This window comes from Lysinibacillus sp. FSL L8-0312, from assembly GCF_038003285.1.
In the GTDB taxonomy this organism is placed as follows: domain Bacteria; phylum Bacillota; class Bacilli; order Bacillales_A; family Planococcaceae; genus Lysinibacillus; species Lysinibacillus fusiformis_D.
In genome coordinates, this window is sequence record NZ_JBBOOV010000001.1 from 3832686 (window position 1) to 3845083 (window position 12398).

13 protein-coding genes are annotated in these 12398 nt (G+C 38.2%); all 13 read left to right on the plus strand.

Translation table 11 applies throughout. The features are described 5' to 3' along the window. Positions 1–176: 176 nt before the first annotated feature. The 13 genes from MHI22_RS19270 (at position 177) to MHI22_RS19330 (ending at position 12200) form a co-directional block, all read left to right on the plus strand. Positions 177–2336 (plus strand): EAL domain-containing protein, encoded by a 2160-nt coding sequence (locus tag MHI22_RS19270; protein ID WP_036123637.1) that lies wholly within the window; start codon positions 177–179, stop codon positions 2334–2336. 124 nt (positions 2337–2460) lie between these two features. Continuing rightward, on the plus strand, positions 2461–3090 hold the full coding sequence (gene upp, locus MHI22_RS19275) for a uracil phosphoribosyltransferase (RefSeq protein WP_004269470.1): 630 nt from the start codon (positions 2461–2463) through the stop codon (positions 3088–3090). Between the two features lie 167 nt (positions 3091–3257). After that, positions 3258–4379, plus strand: a complete 1122-nt coding sequence (wecB, locus tag MHI22_RS19280) for a non-hydrolyzing UDP-N-acetylglucosamine 2-epimerase (RefSeq protein WP_036123633.1) — start codon at positions 3258–3260, stop codon at positions 4377–4379. Between the two features lie 536 nt (positions 4380–4915). Further along, positions 4916–5287: an ATP synthase subunit I gene (locus MHI22_RS19285; protein ID WP_036123631.1), complete on the plus strand. Its 372-nt coding sequence runs from the start codon at positions 4916–4918 to the stop codon at positions 5285–5287. A gap of 36 nt (positions 5288–5323) precedes the next feature. Further along, positions 5324–6034, plus strand: coding sequence for a F0F1 ATP synthase subunit A (gene atpB, locus MHI22_RS19290; RefSeq protein WP_036123628.1), 711 nt, complete (start codon positions 5324–5326; stop codon positions 6032–6034). Between the two features lie 65 nt (positions 6035–6099). Next, positions 6100–6324 (plus strand): F0F1 ATP synthase subunit C, encoded by a 225-nt coding sequence (gene atpE, locus MHI22_RS19295; protein ID WP_004269474.1) that lies wholly within the window; start codon positions 6100–6102, stop codon positions 6322–6324. A gap of 173 nt (positions 6325–6497) precedes the next feature. Further along, entirely contained in the window at positions 6498–7019 is a 522-nt protein-coding gene (atpF, locus tag MHI22_RS19300) for a F0F1 ATP synthase subunit B (RefSeq protein ID WP_036123625.1), read from the plus strand. After that, positions 7016–7552, plus strand: coding sequence for a F0F1 ATP synthase subunit delta (locus MHI22_RS19305; RefSeq protein ID WP_036123623.1), 537 nt, complete (start codon positions 7016–7018; stop codon positions 7550–7552). Before atpF ends, MHI22_RS19305 begins: the two co-directional genes overlap by 4 nt. 28 nt (positions 7553–7580) lie before the next feature. Further along, the gene (atpA, locus tag MHI22_RS19310) at positions 7581–9089 is read left to right on the plus strand and encodes a F0F1 ATP synthase subunit alpha (protein ID WP_036123620.1); all 1509 of its coding nucleotides are present in this window, start codon (positions 7581–7583) and stop codon (positions 9087–9089) included. Positions 9090–9136: 47 nt separating this feature from the next. Beyond that, positions 9137–9994, plus strand: a complete 858-nt coding sequence (atpG, locus tag MHI22_RS19315; RefSeq protein WP_036123615.1) for an ATP synthase F1 subunit gamma — start codon at positions 9137–9139, stop codon at positions 9992–9994. Between the two features lie 49 nt (positions 9995–10043). Continuing rightward, positions 10044–11459 carry a F0F1 ATP synthase subunit beta gene (gene atpD / locus MHI22_RS19320; protein WP_036123612.1) on the plus strand — a complete coding sequence of 472 codons (1416 nt, stop codon included), beginning with the start codon at positions 10044–10046 and terminating at the stop codon, positions 11457–11459. A gap of 24 nt (positions 11460–11483) precedes the next feature. Continuing rightward, positions 11484–11891: a F0F1 ATP synthase subunit epsilon gene (locus MHI22_RS19325; RefSeq protein ID WP_036123609.1), complete on the plus strand. Its 408-nt coding sequence runs from the start codon at positions 11484–11486 to the stop codon at positions 11889–11891. A gap of 69 nt (positions 11892–11960) precedes the next feature. Further along, on the plus strand, positions 11961–12200 hold the full coding sequence (locus MHI22_RS19330) for a DUF1146 family protein (RefSeq protein WP_036123606.1): 240 nt from the start codon (positions 11961–11963) through the stop codon (positions 12198–12200). Positions 12201–12398: the final 198 nt, after the last annotated feature.

A 12398-nucleotide genomic window follows, 5' to 3' on the forward strand; every position in this document is an offset into this window, starting at 1 on the left:
GAATAATCATCTTGTTTTTGAATAAATTTACATAAAATAGATAAGTAGGGTTTTATTATAATAGTTTAAGGACAGATAATGTCCTAGAAAAGAAGTTTTTTTTCATAAAGGTGAAAATTTATTTGAATTTTATGTACAATGGAAATGGGATGAAGTGATAGAGATGGAGGGATTGGATGGTCACTAAATCATTAGACATAGAAAATGATGTTTTATTAAGTAGCATTCGTAAATTAGGGGATAATTCGAAAGAAAGCTACGTTATTTTTGATGCGACAAATCATCATGGCATACTAGCGTGTAATGATTCATTTTGTATGCTTACAAATGCTTCGCGTTCACAAATCCTAAATACTGATTATTTTTCATGGCTCTCTATAGATGAAAAAAAGACAACCATAAAAATGATAAAAGAAAAAATACATAACGGCATAATGGTCCAGGCAAAGCTCTATCATAATGGCATTAATAAATCGCCCTTTTGGGCAGAGATACAAGCATTACCATTTTGCAATGAGGCTAATCGTACGAAATATGTTTTAGTGCTTGTGAAGGATGTAACGTATTACCGTACTGAAGACTTCCTCATGAGATTAGAAAATGATATGTATAAGGCCATCGAGCGAGATAGCACTCTTGAACAAAAGATGAAAATTATTTGCCGTGGACTGGATGATTTTTTTACGCCGAATATTGCAAGTATGGTTCTGGTAAAAACAGAGTCCAATCAATTACAAGTTTTCACAGGTAATGATCCGGAGGAAAGTGTGCCAAGATGCTGTGAAAACAATGCATTTTTTATTGAAGTAATGCAATCAGGAAATGCTAGGCTCGTGGAAAATTTAGATGAAGTAAATATCCCTGAGGAACATAAACAATATGCTACATTATTTGAAAAGCCGTATGGATGGTTTGTACCTATACGCAATCAACAACGGCAAGTGATAGGGCTATTTTCGATCTATTTTCAAAAAACACGAAGCGACCAAATGTCTTTTAAAAATATGCTTCAAAAAATGGGGTCACTTGTTGCGTTGGCTGTTACCTATGCTCGAACTCAAAAAAAAATTTGGGATTTAGCCTACACGGATATTACAACGGGTCTACCTAATCGTCATAGCTTTGTTAATTCGATTGAAAAAGAAGTGGAGCATGGTTTAAGCGGTTTTATCAAAATATTAAAACCAAGTGAATTTCATCAAGTAGTGGAACTTTACGGGCGTGAGGTTGGAGATGAGCTTTTAAGGCAACTCGCTAAAAGGTTGGAGCAAGACAAGCCAGAAGATAATGAATATGTTGCTAGATTTACAAGCTCTAGTCTCATTATGTCTACGTTGGCACACAATGAAAATTTACAGGAGTATGATAAGCGGATAAAGGAAACAATTCGTCAGCCCTTTATTATAGGGGGAAAGCAAATCTATATCACGCTAAAAACAGGAATCGCTTCCTATAATAATGACACAAAAATCATTGATGCGATTCGCTTTGCTGATAATGCTCTTTCCTTTGCAATTGATAGACCAGGTACACATACTGAAATTTTTACAACAGAAAAAAATGATGTGCTTATACAGAAAATGACGGTTTTAAATCATTTATCACAAGCAATCAAAAATAAAGAAATTACAGTCCATTTACAGCCTAAAGTAGACTTACGTAATGGTGAAATACACAGTATTGAGGCACTGGCACGGTGGATTTCTCCAAAACTAGGCTTTGTGTCACCAGCCATCTTCATTCCAGTAGCTGAGAGTACCGGGAAGGTTCTGGAAATAGATGTTCTTGTTTTAGAGACTGTGCTTTCATGGCTTTCAGAACGTCAACGGCTAGGAAAGAAATTAGTGAAAATTGCAGTTAATATCTCACCTGATCATTTTTACTATACGCATTTCGTTCAGGATACACTGAAACTTGTTCAAAAATATAATATTGATCCTAGCTATATTATTTTAGAGGTGACTGAAAATATTGGTTTAGTAGACTTTCAATCTGCCTTTAAAATTATTCAAGAATTAAAAAGCTATGGTTTTAAAACATCAGTAGATGATTTTGGAACAGGTTTTTCATCATTAAGCTATCTACAACAGCTACCCTTCACTGAATTAAAGATTGATCGTAGCTTTATTAATGCGATTGAAGATGCGGCAACACTTGCGATTGTACGCTCCATTATTCAGTTGGCATTAAACTTAGGGATGATTTCAGTTGCAGAGGGCATTGAAACGGAAGAGCAGGTAGAAATTTTACGTGCACTAGGCTGTACAGTAGGACAAGGCTATTTTTATTATAAGCCAATGCCCATTGAACAAGTAGATAAAATTCTTGATCAATAGCTTATTTTTGACAAATATAAAATAACAAAAGGAGTCGTCCTAAATTAATTTTTGAGGCGACTCCTTTTTTCTGTTATACTAGTTGAGATAAAAATGAAATCCGAACGGTGAGGAGAGAATCCCTTTGAGCAAAGTCTATGTATTTGATCATCCACTAATCCAACACAAATTAACTTATATTCGCGACAAGAACACAGGAACAAAAGAATTTCGTGAGCTAGTAGACGAAGTAGCAACACTTATGGCGTTTGAAATCACACGTGATATGCCAGTAGAAGAAATTGAAATTGAAACACCTGTAACAATTGCCAAAACAAAAGTACTTTCTGGTAAAAAGCTTGCGATTGTACCAATTCTACGTGCAGGTATCGGTATGGTAGATGGCGTATTAAAGCTTATCCCAGCGGCTAAAGTTGGTCATATTGGTCTTTATCGTGATCCTGAAACGTTAAAACCAGTTGAATATTATGCAAAACTTCCAGCAGATGTGGAAGAGCGTGATTTCATCATTGTAGATCCAATGCTTGCAACTGGTGGTTCAGCAGTGGAAGCCATCCACTCACTGAAAAAACGTGGAGCTAAAAACATTAAATTCATGTGCTTAATCGCTGCACCAGAGGGTGTAAAAGCTATTCAAGAAGAACATTCTGATGTAGATATTTATATTGCTGCACTCGATGAAAAATTAAACGATCATGGCTATATTGTACCTGGTTTAGGTGATGCCGGAGACCGTCTATTCGGTACAAAATAAAAATCAATACATGTAATTTCCTCATTTAGGAAACTAATAACTTGTGAAAGCGTCCTTCAAATTGAAGGGCGTTTCCTAGTATGTGTAGGCAAGTACGTCTATTGATGACCATTAATAGATGTAGTTGACCATTTCATACAATAACAAAAAGGACGGTGCAGATCGTTTTGATAAAAAAATGGAAAGTAATGACGATTTTTGGTACAAGACCAGAAGCAATTAAAATGGCTCCTCTCGTTTTGGAGTTACAAAAGTATCCTGAGCAAATAGAATCTATTGTAACCGTAACAGCACAGCATCGCCAAATGCTCGACCAAGTATTAGAGACATTTAACATAACACCAAACTATGATTTAAATATAATGAAGGATCGTCAAACATTAATTGATGTAACGACAAACGCATTACAGGGCTTAGATAAAGTAATGAAAGAAGCACAACCAGATATCGTTTTGGTACATGGTGATACAGCAACAACCTTCATTGCGAGCTTGGCGGCATTCTATAACCAAATTGCTATAGGGCATGTGGAAGCGGGCTTACGTACATGGAACAAGTATTCACCATATCCAGAGGAAATGAATCGTCAGCTAACAGGTGTGATGGCAGATTTACATTTTGCTCCAACGGAAGTATCTAAAAAGAACCTGCTAGATGAAAATAAAAATCCAGACACGATTTTTGTGACAGGAAATACAGCCATTGACGCATTAGCAACAACGGTCAGTGAGCACTACACACACCCTGTATTAGATAAGATTGGCGAAGATCGCATGATTTTATTAACGGCACATCGTCGTGAAAATCTGGGTGAACCAATGCGCCATATGTTCAAAGCGATTACGAGAATATTAACAGAGCATGAGGATGTTCAAGTTGTATATCCAGTGCATATGAATCCAGCTGTTAGAGAAATTGCGAATGAAATCTTAGGAGACAATGAACGTGTACATTTAATAGAGCCTCTTGAAGTGTTTGATTTCCATAATTTTGCGGCAAATTCATATATGATTTTAACGGACTCAGGTGGCGTACAAGAAGAAGCACCTTCATTAGGGAAACCAGTGCTTGTTCTAAGAGATACGACAGAACGTCCAGAAGGTATTGAAGCTGGCACATTAAAGCTAGCAGGAACGGAAGAAGAAACAATCTATGCCTTAGCAAAGGAATTACTAACAGATAAAAATGCCTACGAAGTAATGGCGAAAGCATCGAATCCATATGGAGATGGGCATGCATCGAAGCGTATTGTTGAGGCACTGCTAGAATTTTTACAAAGAACTAATTAATGTACTATATTTAATTCGGAAAAATAAGTCTAATGTACCTATTGAAATGGGTAAGCTAATTTACGAGCATAATCATGTCGTAAATTAGCTTTTTTTTCGTGTGAGAAGGTTGGGAACTTTTGAAACTATGAAATTTCATACACAAATTTGTCAACAATTTGACAAGAGTATATAGGCTGTGAAGTTTTTCTCCTTTACCAATTGACTTCAAATATCACCTATTGTATGCTTACAAAGGGTAAGAATGATAAGGGTTTCAGTTCATAAATAGGACGTTGAAACACTTGTTATATCAACTTTCTACTAAATTGACAGTTCAAAATAAAACTGTCGATTTGCAACGTTTTGTGCGTTTCGGTTTTTACCGAGTCGGTAAGGGGTGTAAGTTATTTTTGGGCATTTACACCTGTAATTGAAATGACTCTCCCATTACTATTCCGCTGTGAGTAGTGTCTTTCACTGCTCTTTTCTGATTTCACATAGTGGTCAGCAAACGTTTTCATTACTCGAAAAAATGATTCAGGAGATTATAACCAATGCTAGATTTGCATCACATTTTTGCTGTGCAGAAGAGGGCGTTATTTTTTTTGCTTGCACTCTGCGCATTAGGCTGGGGATTTACTCCCTATCAAACTGTTTTTGCGGGCATCGCAATAGGTGCATTTTTTGGTACGTATAATTTTTGGATTCTAGTTCGACGTATGGAGAAGTTTGACAGATCCATTAGTGAAGGGAAGAAAATAGGCTCACTTGGTACAGCACTTCGCTTTGGATCAGGTGTTGCGGCAGTCGCAATAGCCATTTCGTTGCCAAACTATTTTCACTTAATTAGCACGGTTATAGGGCTAATGATTCCGTACGTTTTTCTCTTTGTCGAGAGAATTGTGTCACATGTAAGGAACCGCTAATGTGCTTTAAATTAGAAAGAGAGGTGAAAAATAACAATGAATCATGAAGCTCCGTTACTAGAAGTCGGTTTTTTAACATTTAACTTATCAACAGTTATGATGTTACTAGTTGCAGCAATTATCGTATTTTTAATTGCCTTTATTTCAACTAGAAGCCTAAAGTTAAAACCTACTGGTATGCAAAACTTTATGGAATGGATTATGGATTTCGTTAAGAATATTATTAAAAGCAACATGGACTGGAAAACTGGTGGTCGATTCCACGTTCTAGCCATTACGCTAATTATGTTTATCGCAGTATCTAACTTACTAGGTCTTCCATTCTCTATCGTCTATGATCATCAGCTATGGTGGAAATCACCAACAGCTGACCCTACAGTTACGATGACATTGGCAGCAATGATTTTAGTCTTAACGCAATACTATGGTGTTAAAATGAAGGGTACAGGTCATTATGTTGGTACATTCTTCAAACCAATGTCATTCATGTTCCCGCTGAAAATAGTAGAAGAATTTGCAAACACATTAACATTAGGTTTACGTCTTTACGGTAACATTTACGCGGGTGAGATTTTACTTGGCTTACTTGCAGGTTTAGCATCATCAGGTGCTGTGGGATTCATCGGGGCAATCGTTCCTATGATGGCATGGCAAGGTTTCTCAATTTTCATCGGCTTTATCCAAGCCTTTATCTTCACAATGTTAACAATGGTTTACATGGCTCATAAAGTGAGCGATGACCATTAATATAAAGCATATATCCTATGCTTGAATCACAAAAAAACAAACAATTCCAAGGAGGAAATTTTCAAATGACAGGTTCATTAGGTTTATTAGCAGCAGCAATCGCAATCGGTTTAGGTGCACTTGGTGCAGGTATTGGTAACGGTCTTATCGTATCAAAAACAGTAGAAGGTATCGCTCGTCAACCAGAAGCTCGTGGCGTTCTTCAAACTACAATGTTCATCGGGGTTGCATTAGTTGAAGCCCTACCGATCATCGCAGTAGTAGTAGCATTCATCGTAATGAACAAATAATTCAGTTGAACACTGAATTTTACTAGTGGCGAAGCAGGATTCACCAGATGAAACTTCGCCCTTCATTTTGGAACGGATAAAAGCTATGTGTAAATATAGCTTTTTAAAATAGGTAGTTTTTTTAATCATTAAATTATGTTGAAGTTAAAGCTCTTGAAGGGAGTGAAACAATCGTGTTTTTAGATTATCTTGTACTAGGTGCAAGCGCTGGTAGTTTTAATAGCGGAGACATCATCGCAACATTAGTTATCTTCATCGTGTTAATGGTATTACTTAAGAAATTCGCTTGGGGTCCACTTATGGGCATCATGCAGCAACGTGAAGAATTAGTAGCGAGTGAAATCGAAGCAGCTGAAAAAGCGCGCAAAGAATCGCACCAATTTTTAGAAGAACAAAAGAGCCTTCTTAAAGAAGCTCGTACGGAAGCACAATCGATTGTTGAAGGCGCTAAGAAACAAGGCGAACTACAAAAAGAAGAAATTCTTACTGTAGCGCGCAATGAAGCAAACCGCTTAAAAGAATCGGCTTTACGTGAAATTGAGTCTGAAAAAGAAAAAGCTATTGCAGCAGTACGTGATGAAGTCGTTTCATTATCTGTACTTGCAGCATCTAAAGTCCTTAGCAAAGAGATTTCTGAGGCAGACAACCGTGCTCTAATTGAAGAGACGATTGCGAAGGCAGGCGAAGCTCGATGAGTAATTCAACTGTAGCAAAACGTTACGCTCAAGCGCTTTTTGAATTAGCGCAACAAAAAAACAATCTTACTGAAGTTGGAGCAGACTTAAACGAACTAACAAAAGTAATGAAAGAATCTCCTGATTTTTTAACGCTTTTAAGTGCGCCTAAGTTCTCCATCGAACGTAAAAAACAAATGGTAGCTGAAATCTTCACTGGTGCAACACCAGAAGTTTTACACACGGTTCAACTTCTAGTTGAGAAAAAACGTGTAAACGAGATTAAGCTAATTGCCAATGCATATGCTGAGCTTGCTGCACAAGCACAAGGTATGGCAGATGCAACAGTATTTTCAACACGTGCACTTTCTGCAGAAGAAAGCGCTAATATTTCGACAGCATTTGCGAAACTTGTTGGAAAACAATCATTAAACATTACAAACGAAATCGATCCAACTTTACTTGGTGGTATTCGTGTTCAAATCGGTAACCATATTTATGACAGCTCAGTAGTTAACAAATTAGAGCGTCTAAAACGTGAATTAATCGGTTAATAATTTAGAAATGTGAGAGGTGACATACATGGGCATCAAGGCTGAAGAAATCAGCAGTCTGATTAAACAACAGATTGAGAATTATGAATCTGAACTTAAAGTAAGCGAAGTTGGTACAGTTATCCGTATTGGTGACGGTATCGCTCTTGCTCATGGCCTCGACAACGCCATGGCTGGAGAGCTTTTAGAGTTCTCTAACGGTGTTATGGGTATGGCTCAAAACCTAGAAGAAGGTAACGTTGGTATCGTAATCTTAGGTCCATACACTGACATCAAAGAAGGCGATGAAGTTCGTCGTACAGGTCGTATCATGGAAGTACCAGTTGGTGAAGAACTGATTGGTCGTGTTGTAAACCCACTTGGTCAACCAGTGGATGGACAAGGTCCTATCAACGCTACAAAATCTCGTCCAATCGAAAGCCCAGCTTTCGGAGTAATGGCTCGTAAATCAGTACACGAACCACTACAAACGGGTATTAAAGCGATTGACGCATTAGTGCCAATCGGTCGTGGTCAACGTGAGTTAATCATCGGTGACCGTCAAGTAGGTAAAACATCTGTAGCAATCGATACAATCTTAAACCAAAACGGTGAAAACATGATTTGTATCTATGTTGCAATCGGTCAAAAAGAATCTACTGTACGTGGTGTTGTTGAAACTTTACGTAAACATGGTGCTTTAGATTATACAATCGTTGTAACTGCAGCAGCATCTCAACCTGCTCCATTATTATACTTAGCACCATTTGCTGGTGTTTCTATGGCAGAAGAATTCATGTTACAAGGTAAACACGTTTTAATCGTGTATGATGATCTTTCTAAACAAGCATCAGCTTACCGTGAACTTTCACTTCTTCTACGCCGTCCTCCAGGTCGTGAAGCATACCCTGGTGATGTATTCTACTTACACAGCCGCTTACTTGAACGTGCTGCGAAGTTAAATGAAACTTACAACTGTGGTTCTATTACAGCTCTTCCATTCGTAGAGACACAAGCTGGGGATATCTCTGCATACATCCCAACTAACGTAATCTCAATTACTGATGGTCAAATCTTCTTACAATCTGACTTATTCAACTCAGGTGTACGTCCAGCGATCAACGCAGGTCTTTCAGTATCACGTGTAGGTGGATCAGCTCAAATTAAAGCAATGAAAAAAGTTGCGGGTACACTACGTCTTGACTTAGCTGCATTCCGTGAGCTTGAATCATTTGCTCAATTCGGTTCAGATTTAGATAAAATTACACTTGCTAAACTTGAACGTGGTAAACGTACGGTTGAAGTGCTTAAACAAGACCTAAACAAACCACTTAAAGTTGAAAAACAAGTTGCTATCCTATATGCATTAACTAAAGGTCATTTAGATGATATCCCAGTACAAGATATCGTTCGTTTCGAAAACGAATTCTTAAGCTGGTTAGATTCAAACCACACTAACGTTCTAGATCATGTTCGTACTACAAAAGAGCTTGCTCCGGATGCGGATTATGAAGCAGCAATCAATGCATTCAAGAAAACATTCGCTAAATCAGAATAAGTTCTAGCTAGTCACTTGATTAAAAAACAAAAGGTGGTGAAATACCAGTGGTAAACTTACGCGAAATAAAAGGTCGTATTAATTCAACAAAGAGTACGAAACAAATTACGAAAGCGATGCAGATGGTTTCTTCTTCAAAGTTACGTCGTGCAGAGCAAAATGCTAAAGCTTACGTTCCTTATATGGAAAAAATCCAAGACGTAGTAGGCGCGATTGCAGCAGGTACAAAAGACAGTGGACACCCAATGTTAACTGCTCGTCCTGTAAAGAAAACAGCTTACTTAGTCATTGGTTCTGACCGTGGTCTAGCAGGTGCTTACAACTCAAGTATCCTACGTCAAGTACAACGTACAATTAACGAGCGTCATAAATCAAAAGACGAATACGTTATTTTAGCAGTAGGTCGTGTTGTTCGTGATTACTTTGTGAAACGTGATCATAATGTCATCAGCAGTGTTGTTGCTCTTCCTGACCAACCAACATTCGCTGATATTAAAGAAATCGCTCGTAATGCTGTTGGTATGTTCATTGACGGTACGTATGATGAGCTTTATATGTACTATAATCACTTTGTCAGCGCAATTGCTAACGAAGTGACAGAGAAAAAACTTCTTCCATTAACAGATATCGCACCTGTAAACAGTAAAGCTTCTTATGAATTCGAACCATCTGGCGAAGCAATTCTTGAAGTATTACTTCCACAATACGCGGAAAGCTTAGTTTATGGCGCATTATTGGATGGAAAAGCAAGTGAACATGCTTCTCGTATGACTGCTATGAAAAATGCAACTGATAATGCATCTGATCTTATTGCAGATCTTTCATTGCAATATAACCGTGCACGTCAAGCAGCGATTACACAAGAAATTACAGAAATCGTTGGTGGAGCTGCAGCCTTAGAATAGGCTCAGCTCACCAATGTCGTATAAGAATACGATAGGAGGGTACACAGTAATGAATAAAGGACATGTTATTCAAGTAATGGGTCCAGTTGTCGACGTAAAATTCGAAAACGGCCAATTACCAGCAATCTATAACTCATTAACAGTTAAGATTGAACGTCCTAATGAAGAACCAACAACTCTTGCATTAGAAGTTGCACTTCATTTAGGCGATGATTCTGTTCGTACAATTGCAATGTCATCTACTGATGGCTTACAACGTGGAGCAGAAGTAACAGACTTAGGAAAAGCTATCTCAGTACCAGTTGGTGAAGTGACACTAGGTCGTGTATTCAACGTACTTGGAGAAGTAATTGACTTAGGTGAAGAGATTCCAGCAGATGCTCGTCGTGATTCAATTCACCGCGAAGCTCCAGCATTCGATGAACTTTCAACTACAGTTGAAATTCTTGAAACAGGTATCAAAGTAGTAGACTTATTAGCACCTTATATTAAAGGTGGTAAGATCGGTCTATTCGGTGGTGCTGGTGTAGGTAAAACAGTATTAATCCAAGAATTAATCAATAACATCGCACAAGAGCACTCAGGTATCTCTGTATTTGCTGGTGTAGGTGAGCGTACTCGTGAAGGGAACGACTTATTCTTCGAGATGAGCGATTCAGGCGTTATCAAGCAAACAGCGATGGTATTCGGTCAAATGAACGAGCCTCCTGGTGCACGTATGCGTGTAGCTTTAACTGGTCTTACAATGGCGGAATACTTCCGTGATGAGCAAGGCGCTGACGTACTTTTATTCATCGACAATATCTTCCGTTTCACACAAGCAGGTTCAGAGGTTTCTGCCCTATTAGGTCGTATGCCTTCTGCGGTAGGTTACCAACCAACACTTGCAACTGAAATGGGTAAACTACAAGAACGTATCACATCTACGAACAAAGGATCTGTAACTTCTATCCAAGCGATTTATGTACCAGCCGATGACTATACTGACCCGGCTCCAGCTACAACTTTCGCCCACTTAGATGCAACTACTAACCTTGAGCGTAAATTATCAGAAATGGGTATCTACCCTGCGGTTGACCCATTAGCTTCGACTTCTCGTGCATTATCACCTGAAATCGTAGGCGCTGAGCACTACGCAATTGCTACTGGTGTACAACGTACAATCCAACGTTACCGTGAATTACAAGATATCATTGCAATCTTAGGTATGGATGAGTTATCTGATGAAGACAAACAAACAGTAGAACGTGCTCGTCGTATTCAATTCTTCTTATCACAAAACTTCCACGTAGCGGAACAATTCACTGGTCAAAAAGGTTCTTATGTACCTGTAAAAGAAACTGTTCGTTCATTCAAGGAAATCCTTGATGGCAAATGGGATCACCTTCCAGAAGATGCTTTCCGTCTAGTTGGTTCTATTGATGAAGTAGTTGAAAAAGCGAAAAGCATGGGCGTAGAGGTTTAATACTAGGGACGAGGAGGAAAAAATATGAAGACAGTTCAAGTCAATATTGTCACTCCCGACGGCCCAGTATACGATTCTGAAGTATCAATGGTAATCGCTAAAACAACTTCAGGAGAAATCGGTGTTCTTGCAGGCCATATTCCAATGGTTGCTCCACTTGCAATTGGTGCAGTGAAGCTGAAAAAAGAAAACGGTTCGACTGATATAGTTGCTGTAAGCGGTGGTTTCATTGAAGTTCGTCCAGAAAAGATCTCAATTTTAGCGCCTTCTGCTGAAATTGCTGAAAACATCGATGTTCAACGTGCTAAAGAAGCCGTTAAACGCGCTGAAGGACGTCTTCAAAGTAAACAAGACGACATTGATTTCAAACGTGCTGACCTAGCATTAAAACGTGCGTTGAATCGTATCAACGTTCATGAGGGTAATATCTAATTCATTTTTAACGGGCAGATATAGTATCTGCCCGTTTTTTAAGGTGAAGTAAATTGAAGGAGGGGTAGCATGGAACTGTATGAAGCGATAGGACAAGAAGCATTACTGGGCATTTTATCTCATCTGTTTTTTATTGCTATTACTTTTTACGCATTACAAGCTTTTATGGTGGAGAAACTATTTAAGAAGAATCGAGTATTTCAAATTCAACTTATTTATATTTTACTCAGTATTACGATAGGCTCAGCAGTATCTAATTTCTTTCTCCAAATATCTAGCTGGTCAGGCAAACTTCCCTATTTATTTTAAAGCACTCGTTGTTAAATACTATAAGATTTATGCACCTACATGCTTCAAAGGACTTTATAATACCATTTGTGTGGCCCTTTGAACTATGTATAAAAATCTTCCGTACCAGTTTTGCCTTGGCATCATTACAGCTTACGATGCGTCTGTTATTGGTAAAACGCACGCTAACAAAATATGTACATGATGCATTCATATAGT

Excerpts from the sequence above, each read along its gene's own strand:
- MHI22_RS19270 (WP_036123637.1), top strand. The coding sequence starts at position 177 with ATGGTCACTAAATCATTAGACATAGAAAATGATGTTTTATTAAGTAGC.
- MHI22_RS19285 (WP_036123631.1), top strand. The coding sequence starts at position 4,916 with ATGCTAGATTTGCATCACATTTTTGCTGTGCAGAAGAGGGCGTTATTT.
- atpB (WP_036123628.1), top strand. The coding sequence starts at position 5,324 with ATGAATCATGAAGCTCCGTTACTAGAAGTCGGTTTTTTAACATTTAAC.
- atpE (WP_004269474.1), top strand. The coding sequence starts at position 6,100 with ATGACAGGTTCATTAGGTTTATTAGCAGCAGCAATCGCAATCGGTTTA.
- MHI22_RS19305 (WP_036123623.1), top strand. The coding sequence starts at position 7,016 with ATGAGTAATTCAACTGTAGCAAAACGTTACGCTCAAGCGCTTTTTGAA.
- atpA (WP_036123620.1), top strand. The coding sequence starts at position 7,581 with ATGGGCATCAAGGCTGAAGAAATCAGCAGTCTGATTAAACAACAGATT.
- atpD (WP_036123612.1), top strand. The coding sequence starts at position 10,044 with ATGAATAAAGGACATGTTATTCAAGTAATGGGTCCAGTTGTCGACGTA.
- MHI22_RS19325 (WP_036123609.1), top strand. The coding sequence starts at position 11,484 with ATGAAGACAGTTCAAGTCAATATTGTCACTCCCGACGGCCCAGTATAC.
- MHI22_RS19330 (WP_036123606.1), top strand. The coding sequence starts at position 11,961 with ATGGAACTGTATGAAGCGATAGGACAAGAAGCATTACTGGGCATTTTA.